Raw genomic sequence first — 25,430 nt, forward strand, 5'->3', positions numbered from 1 at the left:
ACCTCTCAGTATGGTATCCGGACTAATATTTCTGTCCCTCTCCCAATTTCGCTGTCCCATTCTATCGAACCCCCTGCATTCTTCGCACGATCTTTCATGCTTTGTAAACCCATTGAAGAAAGCCGGATTCCGTCATTGAGTAAAAATCCATGACCATCGTCTTTGATGACGAGCAATACATCGGTTTTTGTTACATTCAAAAATATTTCGGCGACAGGGACACCAGCATGCTTTCGGATATTATTCAACGCTTCCTGTGAAATACGAAATAACGCCTCTTCAACATGTGACGGTATGTTAATGACACCGGATACAGCAGCCTGTACGGATAAACCTAACATTTCCCCGTATCCTTTGATTGCTTCTAGCAACCCGCTTTCAAGTCCACTTGGACGGAGCTGCCATATTAAAGCCCTCATTTCGTTTAATGCTTCCTGCGACAAGTTCTGGATTTCCTTGAATGTCTCTTTGATTTCAGCTTGGGCAGTCATCTCTGCTCCGCCTCTTGCCGTCAATGTCACGGAAAATAAAAGCTGGTTAACTGAATCATGCAAGTCCTTCGCTAAACGATTTCGCTCTTGTAATAAGGCCATCTCCTGCTCTTGTTTCGTTAAGAGAATCCGTTTAATCGCTGATCCTAATTGGAATGCAAGTGATTCGAGCAATGCGAGCTCTCCTTTAGAATAAATAACCGTATTCGATGCAGCGACATTCACCAACCCAAAGCGTTCTTGACCTGATTGGAGCGGGACCGTTGCATGGTGTGTAATCCCTCCATTATCCCCGATCTTTGCAGCAATCACGTTTTCAATACGTTGGCACTCAATAATATTTGACGCTTTCTCCAACTTGCCTTCACGATATTTGGATACACACCAACAGCCCCCATTTTTCAATTGGCTGCATCTATTTTGAGCAAGAGCTTCAGGCAGATTTTCATTGACAATTAGCTGTTGCTTACCGTTGTCAGAAATGAAAAATATCCAACCTGTTTCGAAGTTTGTTCCATTTATGAATTTTCGAAGGGCGCCGGATAACATCGCTTCTATTTCAGTTTCTTCATTTATAAACTCAGCAATTTCCTTTAACAATCGGACATTCAAAAATTCTGTTGGATGCATAGCAGCGCCTCCATCCTCTTATATATAATTTACATAATATCACTCCATGAATCTACCCGCCCCATACTTTTGCTGAATATACCCTCTGAAATCTTTCGTTTTCGGTGTTATAGAATTGCTGTCTACTCAACCGATCCGTATAAGTTGGTCTTTGTCTAAAGTAAATGAATAAACAGGACATGCCTCAATCACTGACTGCCCTGTTTTTATTCACTATGCCTTTTTCATTCGCTTTAAACGGATCATCCCCACATAAACAATCGGCAGTATTGCAGTAAATGCAACGAGTCCACCCCATCCGAACGACCCATACAGTGGGCTGAGCAACGTACTGCCCATTGCTACACCAATATAATAAGAAACTAAGTAAAGGCTTGCTGCACTGCCTTTATGATGCGTCGCTTCCTTGCTGACAGATGCAGCCGTCAAGGAATGAGCAGTGAAGAACCCTAAACAGACGATACAAAGGCCAATAATAGTGACGATAAGAGACGAAAATGCTGTCACTCCTATGCCCAAAACGAGTAAAACGATTCCTACAAACCTGACATTACGAAGACCGAACTTGCCGGAGAGCCACCCTGCAAGCGGAGCACCGACGACCCCGAATCCATACGCCAAATATAAGTATGAAATTGTTTCAAGAGATAGTGAATACGGTGGATCGATCAGATGAAACGGTAAATACGTCCATACTCCTGTGAATGATAATTGAAGGATGATGCCTAAGCCGAAGACGACGAGCAGGCTTGGATTTTTTAGATGAAATACAATCCCCTCAATATCTTTTAAGAAGGTCGTATCAGTTGGCACAAAATTCCTTGATTTCGGCAAAGCTAGCAGTAGGACGATAAATAGCACCATTCCGAAAATCGAGAGGATGTATAAAGACATTTGCCACGAAGCCTGTTCAGCTATGAAACCCGTCATGAATCGACCGACCATGCCTCCCAAACTGTTGAAAGATATGTAGAGCGCAGTTGCGATGTTTGTAAAATTCTTATGTACTTCCTCGCTAATATACGCGAGTGCCGCAGCCGGTACGCCGGCGAGCGCAAAACCTTGCACGAAACGCAGGATAACAATAAGAAGGAAGGATTCCGTGTTTGCGATAATGAGAAACGGAATGACTGATCCAATCAGGGATAGGTATACGTATACCTTACGGCCATTTCGATCTGAGAAGAAACCTAGAACAATGAGCCCAACAATAAGCCCAATCGTCGTCATCGACATGGCCATACTTGCATACGAAACCGAAATGCCGAATTCTGTTGTAAATAAAGGAAGGAGTGGTTGCATTGAATACATCGATGCAAAGATGAAAACCGAGGCAAACCCTAAGCCGAGCACGATTTTCCAAAATTGAAGATCTCTTATTGTGTAGCCATCAGGTTGCATCTTCCCACATCCAGTCGTCAGCCTATTTGCTCTCATTATACCATTCGAAATCTGTTGCTTACAGTTGTGTAAATACTAGTTTTGAAGGTTCCTTACCCTTAAAAGGAATAAGTTGTCCTGTTGCAACCGCCCAATAATTCACCATGAAAAAAGCAGATGAAGGAACTCCTCCATCTGCTTTACATATCCCTACACATTCTTCGTAGCAGCGTCTTTGATACTCCTGCGCTGCTCATAAATATTCCGCACAATCACCTTCAAGACCGCGTACACAGGCACTCCGACGATGATGCCGACGAAGCCTGCGATGTTGCCCGCTGCCAGAATGATAGTAATGACGGTGAGCGGGTGAATGTCGAGCGATTTGCCCATGACGTTCGGTGTGATGAGATTGCTGTCAATCTGCTGGGCAATAAGTGTAACGATTGCAACGCCAATGACAAGCTTAGGGTCTTGTATATAGGCGATGATCAATGCCGGTGTCACAGCAATCCATGGTCCGATGAACGGCACCAAGTTCATGAATAGCGCAAAAATCGCAAGTAACAATGCATATTCTAATTTTAGAAACATGTATCCAATCAATATGAGTGACGCAAGGATAGCACTGATCAGAAACTGGCCTTGGATATAAGAACGAAGAACATTGTTGATGTCACTCAAAGTCTTCTTCACCCAATCACGGCGCTCGCCGCTGAACAGGTTATAGATGATCGGTGCAAATTTCTCATGGTCCTTCAGCATGAAAATGAAGAAGAATGGCACCAACACGAGCAGAAATACAGCTTGGAAGAAGGATTGCAAAAACTGAACGACCCATTTTCCAAAATTCACTGCAATTGTTTGAAGCGAATCCGCAGCACTGTCGAGTGATTTTTGCAGACTTTCAGGCAAGTCTTCTTTTTGAGGCAATATATCTTTCATATTCTCAAATTCCTTACCCAACGTCGGTGCATTTTCAACGAGAGTATTTACCTGTTTTGACACATGTGGACCTATGATGGAGATGAAGATTGCAATGACAACGATGAGACCCGCCAAGATGATCAAAATGCTTCCCCAACGAGGAATTTTCCGTTTTTCCAAAAAACGTTGTATCGGTTCGGTCATGTAATAGAGCACCCCGCCAAGTAGCAAAGGTAAGATTATTGCTTTAATAATGATGACAATCGGCGCGAATATGAAGCTGATTTCCATGAAATATTTAATGATTAATATTGATAACAAGATCCCTACGCCAACTTGGAACCATAACTTCTTCGTCAATTTCCCACGTCCTTTACCGTTCAGTTACTAATAGTTTAACAGATTTCCGAAAGAAGTCTCCCTCTTCGAGCGTGTGAAGGGTGAATCCCAACGTAAGAGCGAGATGAATTTCGGTTGGCCCTAGCCAACACCTCTTTTGATCGATATAATAGGAACAGGTATTCCCAATCTGAAATGAGGTGATTGGAGTGGCAAATAAAGCATACAAATTTCGAATCTACCCGACAAAGGAGCAGGAAGATTTTTTGGTCAGGACATTTGGATGTGTTCGATTTGTCTACAATAAAATGCTGGCAGAACGCAAGGAAACCTATGAAAAATTCAAAGACAACAAGGCATTACTGAGGAAGCAGAAGCTTCCGACGCCCGCCAAATACAAAATAGAATTTGAGTGGCTCAAGGAGGTTGACAGCCTGGCACTGGCCAACGCCCAGTTGAATCTGCAAACGGCGTTCTCCAATTTCCTCTCAGGCAAGTCGAAGTATCCAAAATTCAAGCATCGCAAGTCGAAACAATCCTACACGACCAACATGGTCAACGGAAATATCAAGATTCTGGATGGCCACATCAAACTACCGAAACTCACACCCCTTAGAATGAAACAGCATCGCGAAATCCCATCTCATCATGTCATCAAGTCATGCACCATTTCCCGTTCAGCCACTGGAAAGTACCATATTTCCATACTCACAAAGTACGAACACAATCCGGGCAAAAAAGAAATCAACCATGTCATCGGATTGGATTTTGCCATGAATGGACTTTTTGTCGAGAGCGAAGAGGGTAAGAAAGCCAATTATCCACGGTTCTATCGACAGGCAGAAGAAAAACTGGCAAAAGAGCAAAGAAAATTGTCCAACATGATGAAAGGCTCCTCCCGCTGGAAAAAGCAACGAGTCAAAGTCGCCAAACTCCACGAAAAAGTGGCAAACCAACGAAAAAATTTTCTTCACCAAGCATCAAGGAAATTGGTGAATAGATACGATTGTATCGTCATCGAAGATCTTGATATGAAGGGAATGTCGAAGGCCTTCCGTTTCGGCAAAAGCGTTACCGACAATGGATGGGGGATGTTCACAACATTCCTACGTTATAAACTAGATGAACAAGGCAAGCACCTCATCAAGATCGACAAATGGTTCCCCTCATCCAAGACCTGTTCGGCCTGTGGTCATGTAAATGCTGCCTTACACCTTTCCGAACGAACGTTCAATTGCGATTGCGGATTCGTTATCGATCGGGATTGGAATGCCGCTATCAATATCAGAAATGAAGGGGAATTGATGTTAGCATTACCATGAAGTCAAAACAAAAACCAAACTTTTGGAACAAGAGGGTTAGCTCGGTCAGTTTTCGTTGGCTAGTAAAAGCGGCGATAAGTCGAGAAGCCTACACTTCAACCGCAAAGCGTTAAGTGGTGGGTAGTTCACGTATACGGTTAATTACGTTCGGTGTCGAAAAGAAGTTTCATTTATCTACAATCATTTTGTTAGTAATACTACTTATTGCTAGCCTCTTTCTTTGATAATCCGATGCAGCTAATAAATACGATTACAAATAAAATTATTTTTCTCGTCTCCAATAAACTTGGCATTTCTTTCGTGAACACAAATTGGACGAGATTATGCATTCCTACGACAAGTAAAGCCATTAATAAACTTCCAATCACGATGTTGACGTTTCACATAAGTATTCCTCCTCATTTGTCTTTCCATAACGATACCAACAATCATGATGTTTATTTTGATTTGAAATTGCGGTTTGGAATTGGGAGAATCGCAATTTTTATCAAAACGCGTATACTTACCCGCGCTATACTTGTGCTAAAGGGGGATGAGTTCATGGAAGGCGAACAGATAATCCAAAGAACTGTTGAATGGATTGAAGAAAATCTACACAAGGACATCCAACTGGCGGATGTAGCTAGTTTTTCCGGCTATTCAAAGTTTCATTTTCACCGGATGTTTCAATCTGTTTTGCATATGAGTGTGGATCAATACATTCGCACACGAAGACTGGCAGCATCAGCTGTTTTATTAATCCACTCGGATGATCGGATCCTTGATATTGCCCTTAACGCTTTATTCAGCTCCCAAGAAGCATTCAGCCGAGCGTTTAAGAAAACATACCATTTAGCACCAGGTGAATATCGAAGGATTATGAGGAGCGTTACAATCAAACAAGAGGAGGAATTTTTTATGCAAGTAATGAAAGGCTGGTTTTTAAGCGGAAGTCACCCGAATCATTTCAAGATGGGGATTGATCGGCAGGTTGTACATACAGGAAAAGCTTCTGGATACATCCAGTCAGAATTTGTGACGGGACATGAAGAATTTGCAACGATGATGCAGCAATTTAAAGCAGACAAGTATATTGGCAAACGGGTGAAGTTATCTTGTTTTCTCAAATGTGAAGACGTAGAACAATTCGCTGGCGCATGGATGCGCATCGACAATCAATTAGGAGATGTGCTGCAATTCGATAATATGAGCAATCGCCCTCTCCAAGGGACGCTCGATTGGAATTATTATTCACTTGTCCTTGACGTTCCATCCGAAAGCAAGACCATCTCGTTTGGAGTGCTTTTGCAAGGGAAAGGAAAGCTATGGGTGAATCAATTTCAATTCGAAGAAGCCCCGGAATCTTCATCCACCACAAATTTGGAAGTAATGCCCGAGTTACTGGATGAACCAGTGAACCTATCATTTGAAGAATAGAAAAATGGACCAAGGCTGTGAAGCCAACGGTCCATTTTTTCCGTATGTTGTATTCCCGAATTTCATTTTACCAAATCAACAACAATATCATCCATTTGAAACTCTTCACTACCTTTTCCTTCTTTCGTTGGTGTGGCGATGACCTTCGTTTCTCCGTTCTTCGTAATCTCGACGCCGCCATGATTCTCAGATGTATATTCAAATAATCTGGCTGAAGGCGTAATAATAAGCTTCGTCGCATCGGGATCAAGCTTTTTAAACGTCTTGCTCCAGCGCATATGATTTTCCTGACCGAAGCCGCCATTTCCATCGCCCGCGTAATGGTTGCCCAAGTTATCTTTAATTTCGATTTCCACATCGATCCCATGCCATTTATCGAGGACTTCTTTGGAGACCAATTGATCGTAATACACAATGAAAGACATCGGTGTAACTGTTATTTTATCAACGGATACAGTAACACCATTTTTTTCTGTCCCTTGATCAACAAGCTGAACTTCATTTTCGGATGCTTGTAAAGAAAGAGAGAAGTTCCAGTTCCCTTTGACCTTTTCTCCTGTGCCGTCAATTGAAATGCTATCCACTTTCCATTTCACTCTCACAGTATCCAAGTCCTTCTCGTCCAATCTGCTGCCCGTAATTAAGCCCACATATTGATGTTCTCCAACTTTTGTAATCTGGTCGCTTCCCGAACCCCCACTCGTTTCTTTTATATCCAAATAGCCGTCGATAAGCGGTTGATCGCCCAAATCCCGCTCGCTTTCGATTGAATAGGTCAATAAAACGGTTTTCCCATCATAAATCGCATCATTAATTGTGATTTTAACGCCGTTACTTCCCTTCATCATATTAACCGTACTTGAATATTCCTGATAATTATCGTAGATTCCTGTTCTCCCATTGTCCAGAAACCTGAAAATATCGCCGATAACAGGTACATTCCCCGCATAGGCCGGAAAGGCAATGCCAAGCGCGGATACTGATAAACCACCTACAGCGACAGCTGCAGCGACTTTCATTTTCCAACTATGCCTCTTCCTCTTTTTACGTAGTGCCATTTTTATTTCCTTTTTCACTTTTGCCTTATCAAAATCGCTAACTTCTATTTCCTCAACATCTTTTTCATCAATATCCAGTTCATTTAGCAGTTGATAAATATCTTTTTCTTTCATAATACAAAGCCTCCCGCACTCAAACTTTGTGCCTCTTTAAACAGTTTCTTTTTTCCTCTGAACACCCGGTTATCAATCGCCGTTATGCTTAAGCCGGTTTTTCGGGATATATCCGCCGTCTTGTAACCTAAGAAAAATTTCATTAAAAAGATGTCTCGATCGAGCGGTTCCAGTCGGTTGATTAGCTTAATCAGTTCAGTTTTGTCTTCCACTCTGATTAATTCGTCTTCCACCGACATTTCGACATTCATGTCCATATGTTCGGAGGTAACTTCCATTCGCTTCGTTGCCCTGCGATAATAATCAATTGATTTGTATTTTGAAATCGCGCAAATCCATTTCCTAAAATCTGTTGAATCCCCGCGGAATTTGTCCGCATTGTCCCAGATCGACAGAAAGATATCGTTGACACATTCATCCACTAATCCTTCATTTCCAAGTGGCGATAGCACTTTGTGCGTAATGCCTTTTATCAATGGCAAGTATGTATCGATGATGAATTCCAATGCATCTTCTTTATGTTTCTGCAACCGACGTATAAAATTTTCACTAGTAGATTTCATTTGCAGTTCCCCTTATTTGTTGTAAAAGCTTTTACACCCTATACAACGAGCCAAAAAATTTTATCTCTCATATGCACATTACTTTTTTCTAGTTTATATATAAAAAATCGATTCCCTGTAGCGTGGGAATCGATTTCTTTTATTGTTTTATTTCATAGTAATCCTCAAATGTTATTGGTGAATGCGCAAGAAAACTCCATTTCCTGCCGGATCTTCTGTCACAAAATGTTCTGCTGCTGATTCAACAGTTGCACCAAGCTCTTTGATCCTCTCGATCGCCGCATCTAATGTCGATTGCTCAGGATATACAAGTGTGAACGCTTCGAGTCCGGCACTTTCTTTGGACGGACGAGGCGCGCCTGCCCCGTTCCAAGTATTCATTCCAATATGATGATGGTATTTACCTGTAGACATGAACAATGCTTGTGGATAAGGAGTAACTACTTCAAATCCAAGCGCTTCGTAGTAAGCTTGCGATTCAGCGAGATTCGCAACGTGCAAATGGACGTGTCCCATGACTGTGCCCACAGGCAGACCATCCCATTCTTCATTTCCACTTGCTTCAACAACCGCTCTTGCATCAAGCGGGTCTGTGCTCATTCCAACAAAACCGTCCTGCCATGTCCATGCTTCCGGTTCCCGGTCGCGGTAAATTTCAATTCCGTTTCCATCAGGATCTGATAAGTATAGCGCTTCGCTCACGAGGTGATCGGAAGCTCCAAGACGCACTTCGTTCCTTGAAAAATGTTTGATTGCTTTTCCGAGATCTGCACGCGTCGGCAGCAATAGGGCAAAATGGTAAAGACCTGTACGTCTTGCCTCTTTCGAAAAAATATGCTCCGGTTGTTCGAGGACAAGCAATGGTTTTTGACCATCTGCTGTTAATACAACTCGGTTATCCCCTTTTTCGAGTATGCGGAATCCGATAGTTTCCGTATAAAAACTTGTTAGTTTGTCTAGGTCCGTCACTTTCAAAACGACTTCCCCTGTATATATATGTGGTGGTTGATGAAATTTCATATTTATACCTCCTGGTAAGTAAATTACTTTATGTAACTAACTTTATATGTTATACTATACTTTGTCAACAACTATTGATTTTTATACGAAAGGATTTTGGCATATGAATGAATTCGAGCTTTGTCCTCGCTTCGAAAAAGCCGTGTCTATATTGAGCCAAAGGTGGACCGCTTTGATTTTATATCAGCTCATGTCCGGTCCACAGCGTTTCTGCACGATGACTGAAAAATTGGGAGTGAGCGGGAAAACATTGACAGAACGGTTAAAGGATTTGGAGCAGCGTGGCTTCGTCGTTCGTGAAGTATTCCCTGAAACGCCAGTCCGTATTGAGTACTCTTTGACGGAGAAAGGGAAATCATTGACGCCGATCATGAAAGAGATTGAAGAGTGGTCGAAGGAATGGGTTACAATCGAGGAATAGGATAATTTTCAACGAAAAGCGGTTGCTCAACTGAACTGAGCAACCGGCTATTCATCTATGGATTTTTACCGTAGTTCCTAGCAACACGAGGGATGACAGCTCAAAGACATCTTTGTTATGCATTCGGATGCATCCATGCGACACATTTTTCCCGATGGATGAAGGATTATTGGTCCCATGGATTCCATAATGAGGTTTAGATAGCCCCATCCAAAATGCACCGAACGGTCCTCCTGGATTCAGCTGTTTATTAATAATCCTAAATGTCCCCTGTGGTGTAGACGTCAACATCTTCCCTACGGCGATCGGATACTTTTTCAGTAGTTTCTTTCCTTCATACAGCTTTAATTCGTGTTTACTGATAGAAACATCAACCCAACGCATCAGCTTCCCGCCTTAATAAAAAGATTTGTTCTTATAAGATACTTGCGGGAAACCGTATGCTTTGGGCGCTTGAGAGCTTACATTGGACGTGGGAAGGGCAGCTTTGGACGTCTTCATGCGAACTTTGGTCGCAGGGGGATTCCCTTTGGACGCATAGATAGCTGCTTTGGACGCATAGATGACTACTTTGGTCGCGAAACGACTTGTTTTGGACGCCCCGCCAATTTCATCTTACTTCTCCTTTAGAAAAGGTTGATAAGAATCCTTGAATTTGTGCAGATGATTTCAAATAATGGACCGTTTTTCCTTCATTTGCGTAACGCTGCATTCGTTCAAGCATTTTCCTCTTTCGCCTACCGTACGTAGTTAAGATGAATTTGATGAATGCCCAATCTATTTTTTCAGGGCAACCTTCCGTCAGATCTTCTCGAGTTTTTCCGTGATATTGAATCCGTCGTTTGACGACCCGATAAAGACAGACTCGCAATGGAAGTTCCAAGTAGATGACCGTGTCAGCATGCGGTTCCCTAATATCAATAGTAGATGTGTAATTGCCTTCGATTATCCATTGATCCCGTTTGACAATTTCCCGTTGTGCCGATGAAAATTCTTCAGCCGGCGCTTCGACCCAGCCAGATTTCCAATACAATCGGTCAAGATGAGTGACCCCAATTTTGGTCAACTTCCCTAACGCGCGTGCGAACGTAGACTTTCCTACTCCTGCTGAAACGCCAATGACCATGACTCGGTTCATTCCACCATTCCTCGCAATTGGGATACCCATTCATTGTCTGGGACATGAATCTTCAGTGAATGCTGTAACCATTGCTGATCTTCTTCACTTAGCAAGTCCTTCACAGCATGAAAATCAGCGTGATCCTTCTCTTGCGGATTTTTCGATTTATATAGAAGAACGACTGCCGGATGCAAATAAGGAATGCCTTCCTTGGAAGTTAACAATAGTGTTGAGCTGGGGAAAGCAATTGCCGGATTTCGTCTAAATATCCATTGGTCATTTTCTACTTCGTTCAATAGTACTTCCAAGTGCTCCCCTGTTCGGTTAACGCCGTGCAATTCATGGATCGGCAGTTTCAATGTCTCCGATCCCCACTCCAAGAGCTTCCCTTTCACCGCTTTTTGAAAGGACCAATCGGCTAATGCCCCACGCATCTCATGTTGATCTTCCCGAAGGATGGCAATTTCGATATCGGAATGGTCTCGGGTTTGGCCCCCCACAAACAGATCAATTGCCCAACCGCCCGCAATTCCCCAAGGACGTTTATAGCCACTCATCCACTCTGCTACTTTTCGACATGAGCGCAACATTTTCATCCCCCTCATAAATTAACGCGAAAAAAGGAGCGACACAGTCACTCCTCGTAAACCTCATTTTATCTGAACACCGATATTATTTCAAACTATTTTTACAATTTCCCGATAAAGCTTAAACTTTCAACATCTTGGGAATCAAATGCCCCATCCAATATAGCCTGCACATCTTTCAAAGTATCCTGAAGACTAACGGATTTTCCCTTTTGCCCCGTGAACTCTTCCGCTACATAGAACGGCTGAGTCAAATACGATTCCAAACGTTCTCCTCTTTTATACGTTTGCGCTTCGGAAGCCGGCAGCTTCTCTTCCCCGCCTACAGCAACAAGTGAACGCAATTCCCGGTAACGCCGTAAAAGCTTTTGTGCTCTCTGTTGAATGAAGAAATGGTTTTGATCCATATGTGAGCCTTCCAGTACAGATGAAGTGGAAGCAATCGGGTTCACTGCCGGATATCGGTGCCTTGCCGCCAAATCGGCGTCGAACTGCCAAAGCGTTTCAAGTGGGCCGTATGGAAGCTCCTCGTCCACTGCCTCTCCCGTTAAATCCAATAGGAACGTAGTGACAGCTTCCATTCCGATTTGCTGCAAGCGCTCTTGCAACTCATAAATTCCACCAGCTACTACATGACTTTTGTCTGCTGCAAACGCAATTTCCTTTTCAAGGCCGAGAGCTGCCATTCTCTCATACGTTTCGTCAATAGTTTTCGTCGTCACGTCTACATTCTCCAATATATCTTCCAACTCAGGATAATTCCCCTCGGGCATTAACAGGAATGTCGTATAGCCCTCGCTCTTTAGCCGATAAAATAATTCACTCATTACAACAAGTTGACCCATTTGTTTCCGTGCAACCAGTCCGACTGTCCCGCCTTTCGCTAATGGTGCAAATAAATCCAATGCTTTAATTTTCGTTTCAATCATTTCAATCTTCTCCCCCCGAATTATCAATTCATCCAAACTGCACTCCGCCAAATCCGCAAGTGCCACAAGCGTTCTTACTTCCGACTTCCCCACAGAAATCTTCCCTGTACACAAATTCGAAACGGTTGCTGGCCGAAGACCGACTGCTTTGGCGGCGCTCGTCAAGTTCGGCACTTTTCTCCTCAATAATGAAACATTTAATCGAAGATTGTCTCTTTCCATATTTTTCACCCCTTACTTTGTATAGTAATTTATTTTACACCCTAAAGCAACAATAAATTACTCTTCAACGTAATTTATTTTTCAAACAAGAAGAGATCTACTGAATTCCTTTTAAGTGGATAGAAATCACGAAGTAGGGAATCTTAACTATGATCCAAAAACCAATGTGAGGAAGGTGACGTTTTTATGAATAAGATGGCAATAGCGGCATTAGGAATTGGAGCGGCGTTTCTCATGAGGAATAAAAATGTCCGAGGAAAGCTGATGAAGCAGTTCGAATCGCTCGCAGAACCATTCACCTCAAAAAATGGATCAATGCGTTCATAAAAATCTTTCTCACGGGAAAATCGGCATCCTTTTGGATGTCGTTTTTTTAATACTGATAATGGAGCTAAAAAACTCGTAGTTTAGGCTCTTTCAAATCGGGAAAGTAGACTATAAGCAAAAAATTAGGAGGTAACGATTATGAAAAATAAAATGGCAATCGCCGCTCTCGGTTTAGGTGCAGCGTATTTAATGAGAAACAAGGATGCGAGAAGCAAACTATCTAAGCAATTTGAGTCATTCGGATCTACACCGATGAGAGGCGATAAAAGCTCCCGCACTTCCACGACCACTTCCAATGGTCGGAACAAAGGATTACTGGGCGGTCTTTTCAGCTAAATCGAGTAAAACACTAAAAGGAGAGGGCGCATTTACGAGTGCGGCCTCTCCTTTTTGCCGAAAATAATTATTCATTAACTGCGACATGACGTCTTTCCATGTAGAGAACGATGAAAATGCTAGCCTCATACAACAAGATCATCGGAATGAGGACGATAAGTTGGCTGACGAAGTCGGGCGGTGTAATCAGCGCGGAGACGACGGCCAAGGTCAAGTATGACCACTTCCTCACTTTTCGCAAAGTATCAGCTGTCAATACACCGATTGCGGCTAAAAACATGGCGACGATCGGCAGCTCGAACAAGAGGCCGATCGGCATCGTTGTCATTAGCAGAAATTTGGCGTATTCCTGGGCTGACACCATCACATTGAAGTTCATCGCTCCTAGTGATATGAGGAAGCTATAGCTCAACGGATTGACGACAAAGTAGCCGAACGCCAAACCACCTAGAAACAAGAAGAACATGATGGGTGAATAGAGACTTAAAAACTGTGTCTCCTTCGGGTTAAGACCCGGCTTAACGAATTGCCACAAAAAGTGGCAAAGAAACGGCAGCGACAGACCAAATGCTAATGCGGTCGAGATGGACATGTAAAAGACGACAACTTCCATCGGTCCAAGGACTATCAACTCATGCCCTCTTGTAACAATAGGAAACCATAGATTGACTGTCGCGAATACACCGATAAAAAAAGTTGCAAATATGACTGCACTTTTAATGAGCTGTTTGCGCAAATCAGTGAGATGTTCGACTAGCGGAGGATCTCCACTTATCGTTTCCTCTGCTTTCATTGCCGCCATCTCTTTTGTAGTCTCGGCTTCGACCACAACCACTTTCTCCGTTTCTCCTTCACCAACTAACTGATTTTGTTCCGTCCTATTCTTTTTATCAAGCGGGCTAAGAATTTTCCGCTGGTGATCACCATAAGGATCCATGTCTCCACCTACTTATGAATGATCCGTTTTATTCGAAGGTTCCTTTTTGACTTCCTCATCATCCAAAATGTCGCGTGCGGACTTTTTGAACTCTGCCAACGTCTTGCCTACTGCTGACCCGACTTCCGGTAGTTTGCGCGGTCCGAATAGGATGAGGACAATGACTAAGATGATAATTAACCCCGGTACGCCGATACTCGCTAAACTCATAGCGAAATTCTCCCTTTCTTAAACGAGAGAGCCTCCCGTTTTGCTGTATTTCTGTATGGCTTCTGCTGTGCGATATGCTAATGCTCCGATTGTGCCTGTCGGGTTATAACCGCCATTATGCGGGAAGTTCCCCGCTCCGACGACAAACAGATTTTCCGCATCCCAATGTTGCAAATATGTGTTAACAACACTGTTTGCGGGATCCGAACCCATAATTGTTCCACCCGTATTATGTGTCGTTTGGTAAGGAACTATGTCATAGTCAGAAATCGGGTTTCCAGGAACTACAGTTTTCGCACCCATCTCTTTCATAATTTCCGCAATCCTGTCTGTAAGGTACTTATGCATATTCCGATCCTGCTCGGTGAAATTGTACGTCAGCTGCAATAGCGGCACACCGTATGCATCCTTATAGTCAGGGTCAAGCGACATGTAGTTTTCTTTATGTGGCATGGAAGCTCCTTGGCCGCCAATCGATAACATGCGAGTAAAATTCTCAATTGAAGCCTTTTTAAATTCAGCTCCCCAAGCTGGTACGTCCGGCGGAACAGGGTTTGTCTGAATCGGTCTATAACCTGTTTGCGTAAGTGAAATGCTCGCCCCATGGATAAAATCAAGATCCGAATGGTCAAAGCTGTCGCCATTGAAGTCATCAATCGTCATGCCCAAAGCTCCTGCACCCATGAACACATTCATCTGTTCATCGAAAAATCCAGTCACGCCCGGCAAAATTTGATAGCCATAGTTTTTGCCTAAAGTTCCTCTTCCCGTCTCGGGATTATATTGTTCACCAATTTTTGATACCATAAGCAATTTTGCATTATTCATCACATAGCTTGTCAAGACGACGACATCAGCAGGTTGGATGAACTCCTCACCGGATTGCGTATCCACATACCTGACTCCAGTCACTTTATTGCCAGATTTCAGGACTTCAACGACGTTGGCGTGGAATGTCACATCGAAGTTTCCTGTTTTCATTGCTGTCGGTACTACAGTAATTTCAGGTGATGTTTTTGCCCCATATTCACAGCCGAACCGTTCACAAAACCCACAATATTGGCAAGCAGCAATTGTCTCGCCGTCCGGGTTTTCGTATGCCTCTGAGAGGTTTGCTGAAGGCAGCATGTATGGATGATAGCCCAAGGATGAAGCGGCAGTTTCAAACTTTTTCAGAATCGGAGTCTTTTTCATCGGAGGGGTCGGAAATTCATTCGAACGTTTACCCGCAAAAGGATTTGTATTTTCTCCCGATATGCCTGCCGTCTTTTCAAATTTATCGAAATATGGCTCCAATTCGTCGTATGTGACGCCCCAATCCTGCAGCAAGTAATCTGATGAAAGTTTGTTTTTCCCGTATTTTTGCTCGGTCATTGTCTTAATTTGAAAATCGTACGGCAAGAAGCGAAACGTATGGCCATTCCAGTGCGTTCCAGCACCACCGAGATTTTCACCAAGGAGGAATGAACCCAACTGCCGCATCGGGAGCGCGCGCATTTTGCGGTGATTACGGAATGTGATGGTCTCCTTCGACAAATCTTGCATCAACTCATAGCGGATTGCATAACGATATTCGTCATGTATCATTTGATAATCAGCCGTGCTCCGCGGTTTCCCTCTTTCCAAACCGCGTACTTTCATTCCCGCCTTCGCACATTCAGCTGCGATGATGCCTCCCATCCAACCGACTCCGACTGTTACGACATTCACTTTATCCAATGTTTTTGCCACTTGTTATCCCTCCGTCAGTGTTGCATCGTACTAATTGATTTTGGTTCGATCTTTTGAAACTTTTCATCTTCAATCATATTGATATACGCAAATTGGTGGCCTGGGAATCCTTTCATCCTCCAGCCGTCCATATTGTTGTTTCCGTTGTAGATCGGGTCAGCATATGCCCCTTCCAATGTCGCTTGCCGAAGAACACGGAAAAAGAATTCAGATGAAACGCCCTTCATCTCCACTTCATTTTTTTGGAATGCAGTGAGGATCTCATCCATTTGACCTCCATCCAGCTCAACAAACGGCTTTTGATAGCGTTTTTGTGCCTCTTCCTCAAACTTGGCAATTCCTTGTCTGAACATCTCGGCACGCGTCAGCCTGCTCTGGTAGCCTTGTGTCGCTTCTCCAGCAAAAAACGGGCCTTGCATATATTCCCGTGTATTGTTGCCATAACTTCCTGCCAATTGGTTGTCTATGAAATAGGGCACGCCAAGTCCGATAGCTCCCGGTCCGAGATCATCCTCCGGGAATATTCGCTCAACAGCCTGGGAAAGCACATTGAAATCAGCATGATTCGTAAAGAACATTAAGCCTTTGACCGATGTTACATCGTGATTTTCCGCATTCTGCGTTCCGCTTTTCGTTTTTGCGCCGTCTTTATTGACGTTGTAACCAACAAGACCTCCAATCAATCCTCCCCCTACCAATGCTCCAGTGGCGATTCCTGTCGTTTTTAGGAAATCGCGTCTCGACAAACCTTTTTGTTCTTCAGCCATATTGTTTCCTCCTCCCTGTATATGTCATCTAGCATGTCCGTCTTCTTATGTGTTTCATACAAGTTGAGCAATAATTATCCAATTACGATATATTGTTTAAAACAAATCTTTTGGAAGGAGGTTTTTCTAATGAAGCGTTTATTATTTGTTTTCATGTTGATCATATTGGCGGGGTGTTCAATGAACAAACAAACGACTACCTCTACCACTCTTACACAGCAACTTGCTACAAAATTAGAATCCCCTTGGTCCATTGATTCAGACGGCGATCGTTTTTTCATTACAGAACGGAATGGGACGATTGTGAAGGTTGAGGCGGATGGCAGTATGATACGTGAAGAAGTGCATCTCTCCGAACCGCTTTCGGATGCCGCAGAGGCTGGGTTGCTCGGTTTTGTTCTTCAGGATGATTTTGATGAATCTGGACTCGCCTATGCGTACTACACGTACGACTCTGCGGGAGCTCCTATCAATCGGATTGTCAGGTTGCAGTATGAGGAAGGGGAGTGGAGGGAGACGGACATCCTCTTGGACGGAATCGAGTCGGGACCAGTCCATCATGGAGGGAGACTTGCCATGTCACCGGAAGGAACTTTATTTGCCACGATTGGTGACGGAGCAACTCCTGAAAATGCACAAAATCCCGAATTACCCAACGGAAAAATTGTAAAAATACAAAAAGATGGTAGTTTCAACATTGTTAGCATGGGGCATCGGAATCCACAAGGACTCGCCTGGAATTCGGAAGGTGAACTTTATTCCTCAGAGCATGGACAATCAGCAAATGATGAGATAAACAAGATTGTGCAAGGCGGGAATTATGGTTGGCCGGAAATTGAAGGAAATGAAAGTAAGGAAGGCATGTATTCCCCTCTGCTTACTTCGGGGGCGAACGAAACTTGGGCCCCATCAGGGATGACATTTCACGACGGTTTGCTTTATGTCGCTGCGCTACGGGGGAAAGCAATATTGGTGATCGATCCCGATCGTATGGAAATTATAGACAAAATCGATGGATACGGTCGGATTCGAGACATCTATTCCGACGGTGAATCGCTGTTCTTCATTACAAATAACACGGATGGCCGTGGGAATCCAACCGAATCGGATGACATTTTCTATAAAATCGGCTCGCACGAGATGACGGTTATTTTAGAATAAGCGTAAATAGTTCTTAAATTTTTCTGAAATATTCCGATATAAATAATAAGAAGAAAGGAGGATATAATTGCTCGGTAATTGGAATGCGATGGGGTTGAATATCCTTCGCAATATGACTATGCATAATAATCAAGTTATGCGGTCGATGGAAAGGCTCTCTTCCGGTATGCGCATCAACAGAGCCGCAGATGATCCCGCTGGTTTGGCTATTTCTGAAAAGATGCGCGCTCAAATTCGCGGACTGCAAGTGGCACAGCGTAATATCCAAGATAGTATTTCATTGTTTCAGACGGCGGAAGGCGCGTTGAATGAATCTCACGCTATGCTTCAACGCATGCGGGAACTAAGTGTTCAGGCAGCAAACGACACATTGACGGAAGCTGATCGTGAGTTGCTCAATCAGGAATTCCAGGAGCTTAAAAAAGAGATTCAACGCACATCGACAGATACGGAATTCAATACGAGAAAGTTGCTTGATGGGTCGAGTTCTTCATTCAAAACACAAGCAGGAGCGAATGCTGGACAATCGATCGAATTTTCTATTGGTAATATGGGTATTGACGCTCTTTCACTGACGAATGCTTCTATCGCCACCCGGGAGGATGCCGACAAAGCAATAGCTTCAGTGGATAAAGCCATTCAGACCGTCTCATCCGAACGTTCCAAAATGGGCGCTTATGTGAATCGGTTGGAACACAGCTATAATAATGCACTTACAATGGAAGAAAATCTGACTGCTGCCGAGTCACGAATTAGGGATGTTGATATCGCTAAAGAAATGATGGCGCTGACGAAAGCAAATATTCTTCTGCAAGCTAGCCAGTATATCCTCTCCTTGCATATGCAACAGGCTCAATCCGTCCTTCAGCTGCTGAAACACTCGTAACAGGCTGTCCGATAAGAAACTTCAACTTTCAGACAGCCTGTTCTTCACTTCTCAAATCCTAAAATAGGAACGCAGTCTTCCAAGATGGTGACTTCTTCTATCGGAAGATCAATTCGAAATTCATTTTTGCCATAAGGGCTGACTGCAACTTTCTTTTGAGCAAACGGATTATTCGTCACAAGCATCGCCATGCCGCTCTCCTGCTCATAACTCTCCAAAGCAAAGCGATAACCTGATAGGATCGCATAGGGAAACACTTCATAAGCGTCTGCCAATTCATCAGTGCTAACTTCCTTGAAAAAATGTCCGTTCGCATCCATTTCGACAAACCCTATTTCCTTATCTTTCGGATTATCGGATTGCAAATAATATGTGCGTCGTTGGGATACGATGGGATATTCTTTACCGTTCCAAACCGCAAAACGACCTTTTCTTATCATTCCATCTCCTCCAAGAAATGCTATGTATGCCTCTATTATATAAAGCCAGGAAATATGGGGACAGGTAAGTTTAACCAAATTTTCGACATAATTCACAAGGACTTTACACTCTTGTCAGGTTAAAATTTCGTGTCATTCCTCTCTTTACGTTTGCCTTTTTCCCTATCGGGTATTTAAAAACTACTACTCTTTAAGGAGGTTTTTATTATGAAAGACAACAACTATTCAGACAAGATCAAAGGTACTGTCAATAAGGTCAAAGGTGAAGTAAAAGACCAATATGGTAATGCGACGGATGATGCAATGCTGCAGGCGGAAGGCAAATTGGACAAATTGAAAGGTGAAGCACAACAAGAAGTCGGCGAATTCAAGGATCGTTTTGGCAATTACAAGAATCAGAAGCGTTAAAAGGTATCATGGAGGCTGCCTTCCTAATCTGGAAGACAGCCTTCCTTCATTATAAATTGTCGGTGTTGATTCGTGGAACAGAGTCTCCATACTCATCTTTCGGCTCTACTATATCATCAGCGGGCACCATAGTTTCCCTATCGATCATTGTTGCTCTTATATCTCTTTCTGTGTCCTTGACTTCTCCACTTCCACGTCCCTCAATCGATACATCTGGTTCGACATTATCGACAAAAATCGCGATGCCTCCATCTTTCATTTCATTATAAATGGTTTCTGCTTCCTGTTTAGAGAAGCCCATCTCTTCGAATAATCTTTGCTGCTTCGGCTGATCGTCAATAAACATCCCCTTGAACCGATCAAGAAAGTTCTCTTCTTCCCTCCCGTCCAAGGCGACAAACGTTTGCCTGCGCAATTGTGCTAAATCGTCATCCGTATTTGCGACGGCGTGTATTTGGTCTTCTGAATAGCCTTGAGAGGTCAGTTCTGTAATCTTATACAATGCCGCGTCAATTTTGTTCAACGTACCAACGTATCTTTTCTCCAAATTAAACACTCCTTTTTTCCTTTGTTTTCATTACTCTACCCTTAGAATCCACGGGAAACACCTTTCTATGAAATATGCGCCATGTTTAGTCTCAATGAATCGCGTGAATAGAATAAGAACAGAAAGGAAGTGCTTTCATTGGATAAGAAAAAACCTTTTACTTCAGAGGATCGGAAAGACGCCAAAGGCTCATTCATGGACAATCCGGAAAACTTGCCGACTGACAAGGAAAGCATCTACGATATGCACGAGGATATGCAAAATGTCGATCCAATTCCATTAGAGGATGTAAGATTGGAAGAATATGAGGAAGAACATCACCATAAAACAAAAAGCAGTTCGTCCAGCGAAGAAAAATATAAATAAACACAAAAAGTAGAGGTGGAATCTGTGAAATTCCAATCCTCTACTTTTGTCGTCACCTGTCGATATTCCCCGGGAAATGTCAGTAAACTTCAATTATACCCTGTCTAATTCCTGTTATACTAATGTCTTTGCTGCATTCTTTTTCGACATATACATCCCAAAAAGGATCAACAAAATGATAAGGGCAACCGTCAACCCTACACTCATCCAATAGGCTGATTGATCTCCAGATGCGCTGAATGCATATGATGCATATGTGCTCAACTTCCAAGGAGTCACTGTCCAATATGCGCCGACGACTCCGTCGATGATTTGGAAAACGAGCAGGACTAAGATAGATAGCCCGGCAACCCCTCCCGTAGACGTCCAAGCACTGAATGCAAGAACGACTGTCACAGCGAAAACCAACCACAAACTATATGTCCCTAAAAACGTAAAGACTTCCCCTGCCGACACTGAATTGAATAAAATTTGAATATAGTACCACGCCGCGAAAAAACCTAACCAAACGCTAGCTAATACAATTGCATTGACGACTACCCATTTACTAAGGAAATATTGTCCAAACGACATTGGACGCACGTATAGAAGCGTTGCCGTACCGGATTTTCGCTCACCTGAAATGGAACCCATGAAAGCGAGGATGATAACAAGGATGCCGATCGTCTGGTATTGGCTCATCAATGAGACGAAAATATCTTCCCCTCGGAATTCCGGCCATGCAAAATTTGTCCCTTCCGGCAAGTTGCCGACACTCTTCATAATTTCAGGAAGGAAATGATTCGTGATCGGCTCGAGCACTCCAAAGATGACAAACACGATTGGAATCCAATACAGCTTGAAATTACGGACATTTTCACGCCATTCCTTGCGTAGCAATACATTGAAGCTGCTCATTCCCCCATCACCACTTTCATGAAGATTTCTTCCAAGCTTGCCGTTTGCAATTCCACCTTCCGAATATGAAGGGTTTCTGCATGCAGTAATGCGATAACTTCAGACGTACCTATCTCTTCCTTCAAAGCATCAATGGACACTTGCTTCTTTTCCGCTTTAACTTTCCATGGTGACAATGCAGTAAACCGTTCTGCTTCTTCGACTGATCCAAACTCGATAAGAATACGTGGGTTGGCGTATTTCTCTCGGATGGAATCCAGCGATCCATTTTCGACAAGGACACCTTTCCGAAGGAATAGCAGCTGGTCTGTCATTTCTTCTGCATCGTTCAAAATATGGGTTGAGTATAAAATTGTCGTTTTCTGTTGGAGTTCCTTCAACAAGTTCATCACTTGCCTTCGTCCAACAGGGTCAAGAGCTGATACTGGCTCATCTAACAGGAGCAGCTCAGGTCCATGGACAATCGCCTGTGCCAATCCAAGCCGTTGCTTCATCCCTCCAGAAAACGTTCCAGTTCTTTTCTTCATAGCATCTCCAAGGCCGACAAACTCGAGCGTCTTCTTCGCTTCCGCCAATGCTTGCCTTTTTTCAACTCCGCTCAACACGGCAGCCATCTCCGTGAATTCCAGGGCAGTCAACCAAGGAAAGAACTTTGGATATTGAGGTAGGTAGCCGATGGAAGACCGTATATCCGACTTCGTCTGCCCCCTGAATAAAATCGAACCACTTGTTGGCGTAACAAGTCCAGCAAGCATGGAAAGCGTCGTCGTCTTTCCCGCCCCATTCGGACCGATCAATGCTGTTGAAGTTCCTGCCTCCAATTCGAATGAAATCGATTCTGCAGCTTTATGACTTCCATATATCTTTGTTAGATCATTCACTTGCAGCAATTGCGTCATTCTTGCCGCCTCCCAAAAATGAAGTACAAAATTGATCCGATAATGTTCCCTAGCAATATAATGAAAATCCACATGATGAACGGTCCATTCGTCCGCCGATGCCTTATGACATCAACTAGAGCGACAACCATCAAGATCAATTGAAGTACAAGTATCGGCAAAATAAGATTCCAAGGTATGTTTTCAAGCTCAGACATGAATGTCACAACCTCTCCCTTTGTTATACACTAAGTATAACACCACTGTTATACATTGTACATAACAAAATCCGATTATTTTTTGAAGATCCCGTTTTGACTAACTAGATGTGACGAATATCACAGCAAGCCGTGTTCCCTTCTCTTATGATGGTGGGGAAAGAAATCCTTCTCATCTTATGAATCAAAAAGTCACAACTATAAAATAGGAGTGCTATTTATGAACCTTTTATTCAAGGATCGAAAAATTCAACATGGAAGGGACTATAATAAGTATCCTTTCATCGTCATTTGGGAAGTGACTCGTGCTTGCGCCTTAAAATGCTTGCATTGCCGTGCTGAAGCACAATACAAACCAAATCCATGGCAATTGTCGTTTGAAGAGGGGAAAAAGCTGATTGATGAAATCGCATTAATGGATAATCCGTTATTTGTGTTTACTGGCGGCGATCCTTTAATGAGACCTGACTTGTTTGAACTCGCCAAGTATGCAATCGAAGAAAAAAACCTTCCAGTATCGATGACGCCTAGCGCCACACCAAAAGTGACACGTGAAGCAATTCGTAAAGCGAAGGAGGTCGGATTATCGCGCTGGGCTTTCAGTTTGGACGGCTCCTGCGCAGAGATCCATGATCATTTCCGGGGAACAAAAGGTTCCTTTGATCGGACGATGAAAGGAATCGAGTATTTAAAAGAACTGAATATCCCGATACAAGTGAATACAACAATCTCTAATTACAATCTTCATGATCTCGAAGCAATTGCCGAAAAAGTGAAAGATATGGGAGCTGTTCTTTGGAGTACATTTTTCCTCGTACCGACAGGCCGAGGCCAAGAAAAAGATATGATCAGTGCTGATGAACATGAGAAGGTGATGAAATGGTTGTATCAAATACAACAAACAATGCCTTATGGAGTAAAAACGACCGAGGCTCCGCACTACCGGCGCGTATTCCTACAGGAAGAACAAAATGCAGAAAGTAAAATGGATGAGCGGGAACTAAAAAGGAAGGATGTATTGGGCAGAGCACCAAAACCTGTAAATGATGGAGATGGATTCGTCTTTATCAGCCATATCGGTGAAGTTTATCCAAGCGGCTTTTTACCCGTTTCTTGTGGAAATATTCGCGAGCAGTCACTCACAAATATCTATCAAAACTCTCCGATCATGCGGGAATTACGCGACAAATCTCTCTTGAAGGGCAAGTGCGGCGTTTGTGAATTCAATAAAGTGTGCGGGGGATCGAGGTCTCGAGCATATGCAATGACAGGTGATTACTTAGATAGCGACCCTTCTTGTTCCTATATTCCAAAAGCTCTTCGAGAAAATGAGCCTGAGGTGACAACATATGAATAATGGTCAAAAACATATTGTTGTCCTTGGCGGCGGAATTACAGGGCTAAGTGCCGCCTACTACGCTAGGAAATTGTCGGAGGAACGGAATACCCCGCTAACAATTCATATTATCGAAAAAAGCGGCGTATTGGGGGGAAGAATTCAAACAGTTAAAAAGGATGGCTTCATTATCGAAAAGGGGCCAGATTCTTTTTTATCCCGGAAACTACCAATCATTGAGTTGTCCAGAGAGCTTGGACTGGAGAATGAACTCGTCGGTACAAACCCCAAAGCTAGAGCTAATTATATATATTTGAACAAAAAGCTTCACCCTATGCCATTGGGACTCGTACTTGGAATCCCTACAAAGTTGACTCCATTTTTAAAAACTGGACTCATATCCCCCATGGGAAAAGCACGTGCCGCCATGGACATATTCATGCCAAGAAAAACGGGATCGGAAGATGAATCACTCGGACATTTTGTTGAACGACGTCTAGGGAAGGAAGTGCTGGAACATATTACAGAACCACTGCTTGGTGGAATTTATTCCGGGAATGCCCGAAAGATCAGTACGAAAGCCACATTTCCACACTTCTTGGCACTCGAACGCAAATATGGCAGTTTAATAAAAGGAATGCTGAAGGGTAAACAACCCTCCGGTGAAAGCCATCAATATCCCGAGATAGCAAAAAAAAGCATGTTCTTGACATATAGACACGGGATGCAATCGCTTATTAACCGATTGATAGAAACGATGAAGGACATTCATATGCTGACGGATTGCAGTGTCGAATCTATTTCAGCAACGAATCGCCAATATGACGTTCAACTAAGTACAGGAGAATCAATACGAGCAGACGGTCTCATCATGGCCGTTCCCTCTTCGGAGGCAGCAAAGCTGCTGCGGAACGAGCCGGGCACTACGTGGCTGCATAAGATCAACTACGTATCCGTTGCTAATATCGCAATCGCATATGACGCATCCACAATCCCTTATCCGCTCAACGGAACCGGATTTGTCATCCCCCGCAAAGAAGGAAAAGATCTCACTGCGTGTACATGGACCTCCTCGAAGTGGAGCCATTCCGCGCCGAAGGATAAAGTACTGCTGCGCTGTTACGTCGGAAATGAACAAGCGCAAGATTGGGTTGACTTGACGGACGATCAGTTGTTGCAAAAAGTCCAGTCCGATTTGAAAGAAATTATGGGCATTACCGCGAAACCGCTCTTTCATGAAGTGACAAGAGCCGTTAAAGCCATGCCGCAGTATCCCGTAAATCATGTCGAGGAGCTTGCAGCCGTTCGACAAGCATTGCAACGTACGATGCCAGGCGTTTTTCTTTGCGGAGCTGGTTATGAAGGTGTCGGGGTCCCGGATTGTATACTGCAAGGAAAACAGGTGGCAGGTGACGTATTGGATTATTTGAAATTCATATGAAATGT

At 43.4% G+C, this 25,430-nt stretch carries 31 protein-coding genes; 11 read left to right on the forward strand and 20 right to left on the reverse strand.

Annotated features, from left to right (window positions below; translation table 11 throughout):
- Positions 1-5: 5 nt before the first annotated feature.
- The 3 genes from ACTHPA_RS02740 to ACTHPA_RS02750 form a co-directional block, all read right to left on the reverse strand.
- On the reverse strand, positions 6-1,121 hold the full coding sequence (locus ACTHPA_RS02740) for a GAF domain-containing sensor histidine kinase (protein WP_440498527.1): 1,116 nt from the start codon (positions 1,119-1,121) through the stop codon (positions 6-8).
- 213 nt (positions 1,122-1,334) lie between these two features.
- Positions 1,335-2,522, reverse strand: coding sequence for an MFS transporter (locus ACTHPA_RS02745; RefSeq protein WP_440498528.1), 1,188 nt, complete (start codon positions 2,520-2,522; stop codon positions 1,335-1,337).
- 189 nt (positions 2,523-2,711) lie between these two features.
- A complete protein-coding gene (locus ACTHPA_RS02750) occupies positions 2,712-3,788 on the reverse strand; it encodes an AI-2E family transporter (protein WP_440498529.1) in 1,077 nt (358 codons plus the stop codon).
- Between the two features lie 182 nt (positions 3,789-3,970).
- Between ACTHPA_RS02750 and ACTHPA_RS02755 the strand changes: the two genes are divergently transcribed.
- On the forward strand, positions 3,971-5,089 hold the full coding sequence (locus ACTHPA_RS02755; RefSeq protein ID WP_440498588.1) for an RNA-guided endonuclease TnpB family protein: 1,119 nt from the start codon (positions 3,971-3,973) through the stop codon (positions 5,087-5,089).
- Between the two features lie 197 nt (positions 5,090-5,286).
- On the opposite strand, the gene ACTHPA_RS02760 is transcribed toward ACTHPA_RS02755, so the two are convergent.
- A complete protein-coding gene (locus ACTHPA_RS02760; RefSeq protein WP_440498530.1) occupies positions 5,287-5,439 on the reverse strand; it encodes a hypothetical protein in 153 nt (50 codons plus the stop codon).
- Between the two features lie 190 nt (positions 5,440-5,629).
- On the opposite strand from ACTHPA_RS02760, the gene ACTHPA_RS02765 reads away from it, so the two are divergent.
- Entirely contained in the window at positions 5,630-6,505 is an 876-nt protein-coding gene (locus tag ACTHPA_RS02765; RefSeq protein ID WP_440498531.1) for a helix-turn-helix domain-containing protein, read from the forward strand.
- Positions 6,506-6,567: 62 nt separating this feature from the next.
- Here the strand turns inward: ACTHPA_RS02765 and ACTHPA_RS02770 are convergent, their stop codons facing one another.
- From ACTHPA_RS02770 to ACTHPA_RS02780, 3 genes are all read right to left on the reverse strand, one after another.
- Positions 6,568-7,677, reverse strand: coding sequence for a DUF4179 domain-containing protein (locus ACTHPA_RS02770; protein WP_440498532.1), 1,110 nt, complete (start codon positions 7,675-7,677; stop codon positions 6,568-6,570).
- The gene (locus ACTHPA_RS02775) at positions 7,674-8,240 is read right to left on the reverse strand and encodes a sigma-70 family RNA polymerase sigma factor (RefSeq protein ID WP_440498533.1); all 567 of its coding nucleotides are present in this window, start codon (positions 8,238-8,240) and stop codon (positions 7,674-7,676) included. Before ACTHPA_RS02775 ends, ACTHPA_RS02770 begins: the two co-directional genes overlap by 4 nt.
- A 171-nt stretch (positions 8,241-8,411) precedes the next feature.
- Positions 8,412-9,260 (reverse strand): VOC family protein, encoded by an 849-nt coding sequence (locus ACTHPA_RS02780; protein WP_440498534.1) that lies wholly within the window; start codon positions 9,258-9,260, stop codon positions 8,412-8,414.
- Between the two features lie 103 nt (positions 9,261-9,363).
- Here ACTHPA_RS02780 and ACTHPA_RS02785 point away from each other — a divergent pair, with 103 nt between their 5' ends.
- A complete protein-coding gene (locus ACTHPA_RS02785; RefSeq protein WP_440498535.1) occupies positions 9,364-9,681 on the forward strand; it encodes a winged helix-turn-helix transcriptional regulator in 318 nt (105 codons plus the stop codon).
- Positions 9,682-9,732: 51 nt separating this feature from the next.
- Here ACTHPA_RS02785 and ACTHPA_RS02790 read toward each other — a convergent pair whose 3' ends face one another.
- The 4 genes from ACTHPA_RS02790 to ACTHPA_RS02805 all read right to left on the reverse strand — a co-directional run bounded on the left by ACTHPA_RS02790 (position 9,733) and on the right by ACTHPA_RS02805 (position 12,539).
- A complete protein-coding gene (locus ACTHPA_RS02790) occupies positions 9,733-10,068 on the reverse strand; it encodes a L,D-transpeptidase (RefSeq protein WP_440498589.1) in 336 nt (111 codons plus the stop codon).
- 223 nt (positions 10,069-10,291) lie between these two features.
- Entirely contained in the window at positions 10,292-10,819 is a 528-nt protein-coding gene (locus ACTHPA_RS02795; RefSeq protein ID WP_440498536.1) for a topology modulation protein, read from the reverse strand.
- Positions 10,816-11,391 (reverse strand): nucleotidyltransferase domain-containing protein, encoded by a 576-nt coding sequence (locus ACTHPA_RS02800; protein ID WP_440498537.1) that lies wholly within the window; start codon positions 11,389-11,391, stop codon positions 10,816-10,818. Before ACTHPA_RS02800 ends, ACTHPA_RS02795 begins: the two co-directional genes overlap by 4 nt.
- Before the next feature lie 98 nt (positions 11,392-11,489).
- The gene (locus ACTHPA_RS02805; RefSeq protein ID WP_440498538.1) at positions 11,490-12,539 is read right to left on the reverse strand and encodes an ATP synthase beta subunit C-terminal domain-containing protein; all 1,050 of its coding nucleotides are present in this window, start codon (positions 12,537-12,539) and stop codon (positions 11,490-11,492) included.
- A gap of 186 nt (positions 12,540-12,725) precedes the next feature.
- Between ACTHPA_RS02805 and ACTHPA_RS02810 the strand changes: the two genes are divergently transcribed.
- Both ACTHPA_RS02810 and ACTHPA_RS02815 read left to right on the forward strand, forming a co-directional pair.
- Positions 12,726-12,866, forward strand: a complete 141-nt coding sequence (locus tag ACTHPA_RS02810) for a hypothetical protein (protein ID WP_440498539.1) — start codon at positions 12,726-12,728, stop codon at positions 12,864-12,866.
- Between the two features lie 138 nt (positions 12,867-13,004).
- Positions 13,005-13,202 carry a hypothetical protein gene (locus ACTHPA_RS02815; protein WP_440498540.1) on the forward strand — a complete coding sequence of 66 codons (198 nt, stop codon included), beginning with the start codon at positions 13,005-13,007 and terminating at the stop codon, positions 13,200-13,202.
- 67 nt (positions 13,203-13,269) lie between these two features.
- On the opposite strand, the gene tatC is transcribed toward ACTHPA_RS02815, so the two are convergent.
- The 4 genes from tatC to ACTHPA_RS02835 are packed head-to-tail and all read right to left on the reverse strand — an operon-like array spanning position 13,270 to position 16,847.
- Positions 13,270-14,139 (reverse strand): twin-arginine translocase subunit TatC, encoded by an 870-nt coding sequence (tatC, locus tag ACTHPA_RS02820; protein WP_440498541.1) that lies wholly within the window; start codon positions 14,137-14,139, stop codon positions 13,270-13,272.
- Positions 14,140-14,151: 12 nt separating this feature from the next.
- Positions 14,152-14,349 carry a twin-arginine translocase TatA/TatE family subunit gene (tatA, locus tag ACTHPA_RS02825; RefSeq protein ID WP_060205402.1) on the reverse strand — a complete coding sequence of 66 codons (198 nt, stop codon included), beginning with the start codon at positions 14,347-14,349 and terminating at the stop codon, positions 14,152-14,154.
- An 18-nt stretch (positions 14,350-14,367) separates the two neighbouring features.
- Entirely contained in the window at positions 14,368-16,080 is a 1,713-nt protein-coding gene (locus tag ACTHPA_RS02830) for a GMC family oxidoreductase (RefSeq protein WP_440498542.1), read from the reverse strand.
- 14 nt (positions 16,081-16,094) lie between these two features.
- On the reverse strand, positions 16,095-16,847 hold the full coding sequence (locus ACTHPA_RS02835; protein WP_440498543.1) for a gluconate 2-dehydrogenase subunit 3 family protein: 753 nt from the start codon (positions 16,845-16,847) through the stop codon (positions 16,095-16,097).
- A gap of 129 nt (positions 16,848-16,976) precedes the next feature.
- Here ACTHPA_RS02835 and ACTHPA_RS02840 point away from each other — a divergent pair, with 129 nt between their 5' ends.
- A complete protein-coding gene (locus tag ACTHPA_RS02840) occupies positions 16,977-18,008 on the forward strand; it encodes a PQQ-dependent sugar dehydrogenase (RefSeq protein WP_440498544.1) in 1,032 nt (343 codons plus the stop codon).
- A 67-nt stretch (positions 18,009-18,075) separates the two neighbouring features.
- Positions 18,076-18,894 (forward strand): flagellin N-terminal helical domain-containing protein, encoded by an 819-nt coding sequence (locus ACTHPA_RS02845; protein WP_440498545.1) that lies wholly within the window; start codon positions 18,076-18,078, stop codon positions 18,892-18,894.
- 44 nt (positions 18,895-18,938) lie between these two features.
- Here the strand turns inward: ACTHPA_RS02845 and ACTHPA_RS02850 are convergent, their stop codons facing one another.
- Positions 18,939-19,334 (reverse strand): hypothetical protein, encoded by a 396-nt coding sequence (locus ACTHPA_RS02850; RefSeq protein WP_440498546.1) that lies wholly within the window; start codon positions 19,332-19,334, stop codon positions 18,939-18,941.
- 207 nt (positions 19,335-19,541) lie between these two features.
- Between ACTHPA_RS02850 and ACTHPA_RS02855 the strand changes: the two genes are divergently transcribed.
- Entirely contained in the window at positions 19,542-19,742 is a 201-nt protein-coding gene (locus ACTHPA_RS02855) for a CsbD family protein (RefSeq protein ID WP_440498547.1), read from the forward strand.
- A gap of 49 nt (positions 19,743-19,791) precedes the next feature.
- Here ACTHPA_RS02855 and ACTHPA_RS02860 read toward each other — a convergent pair whose 3' ends face one another.
- Positions 19,792-20,289 carry a general stress protein gene (locus tag ACTHPA_RS02860; RefSeq protein WP_440498548.1) on the reverse strand — a complete coding sequence of 166 codons (498 nt, stop codon included), beginning with the start codon at positions 20,287-20,289 and terminating at the stop codon, positions 19,792-19,794.
- 138 nt (positions 20,290-20,427) lie between these two features.
- Here ACTHPA_RS02860 and ACTHPA_RS02865 point away from each other — a divergent pair, with 138 nt between their 5' ends.
- Positions 20,428-20,655 carry a hypothetical protein gene (locus ACTHPA_RS02865; RefSeq protein ID WP_440498549.1) on the forward strand — a complete coding sequence of 76 codons (228 nt, stop codon included), beginning with the start codon at positions 20,428-20,430 and terminating at the stop codon, positions 20,653-20,655.
- Between the two features lie 114 nt (positions 20,656-20,769).
- Here ACTHPA_RS02865 and ACTHPA_RS02870 read toward each other — a convergent pair whose 3' ends face one another.
- The 3 genes from ACTHPA_RS02870 to ACTHPA_RS02880 are packed head-to-tail and all read right to left on the reverse strand — an operon-like array spanning position 20,770 to position 22,648.
- Positions 20,770-21,552 carry an ABC transporter permease gene (locus tag ACTHPA_RS02870; RefSeq protein WP_440498550.1) on the reverse strand — a complete coding sequence of 261 codons (783 nt, stop codon included), beginning with the start codon at positions 21,550-21,552 and terminating at the stop codon, positions 20,770-20,772.
- Complete coding sequence (locus ACTHPA_RS02875) at positions 21,549-22,451, reverse strand: ABC transporter ATP-binding protein (protein ID WP_440498551.1); 903 nt, start codon at positions 22,449-22,451, stop codon at positions 21,549-21,551. The genes ACTHPA_RS02870 and ACTHPA_RS02875 overlap by 4 nt, the downstream gene beginning before the upstream one ends.
- Entirely contained in the window at positions 22,448-22,648 is a 201-nt protein-coding gene (locus ACTHPA_RS02880) for a PLD nuclease N-terminal domain-containing protein (RefSeq protein WP_440498552.1), read from the reverse strand. Before ACTHPA_RS02880 ends, ACTHPA_RS02875 begins: the two co-directional genes overlap by 4 nt.
- A 220-nt stretch (positions 22,649-22,868) precedes the next feature.
- Between ACTHPA_RS02880 and ACTHPA_RS02885 the strand changes: the two genes are divergently transcribed.
- Both ACTHPA_RS02885 and hemG read left to right on the forward strand, forming a co-directional pair.
- Entirely contained in the window at positions 22,869-24,005 is a 1,137-nt protein-coding gene (locus ACTHPA_RS02885; protein WP_440498553.1) for a TIGR04053 family radical SAM/SPASM domain-containing protein, read from the forward strand.
- Positions 23,998-25,425: a protoporphyrinogen oxidase gene (gene hemG / locus ACTHPA_RS02890; RefSeq protein ID WP_440498554.1), complete on the forward strand. Its 1,428-nt coding sequence runs from the start codon at positions 23,998-24,000 to the stop codon at positions 25,423-25,425. The genes ACTHPA_RS02885 and hemG overlap by 8 nt, the downstream gene beginning before the upstream one ends.
- Positions 25,426-25,430: the final 5 nt, after the last annotated feature.

The organism is Sporosarcina sp. SAFN-015, assembly GCF_051966875.1.
In the GTDB taxonomy this organism is placed as follows: domain Bacteria; phylum Bacillota; class Bacilli; order Bacillales_A; family Planococcaceae; genus Sporosarcina.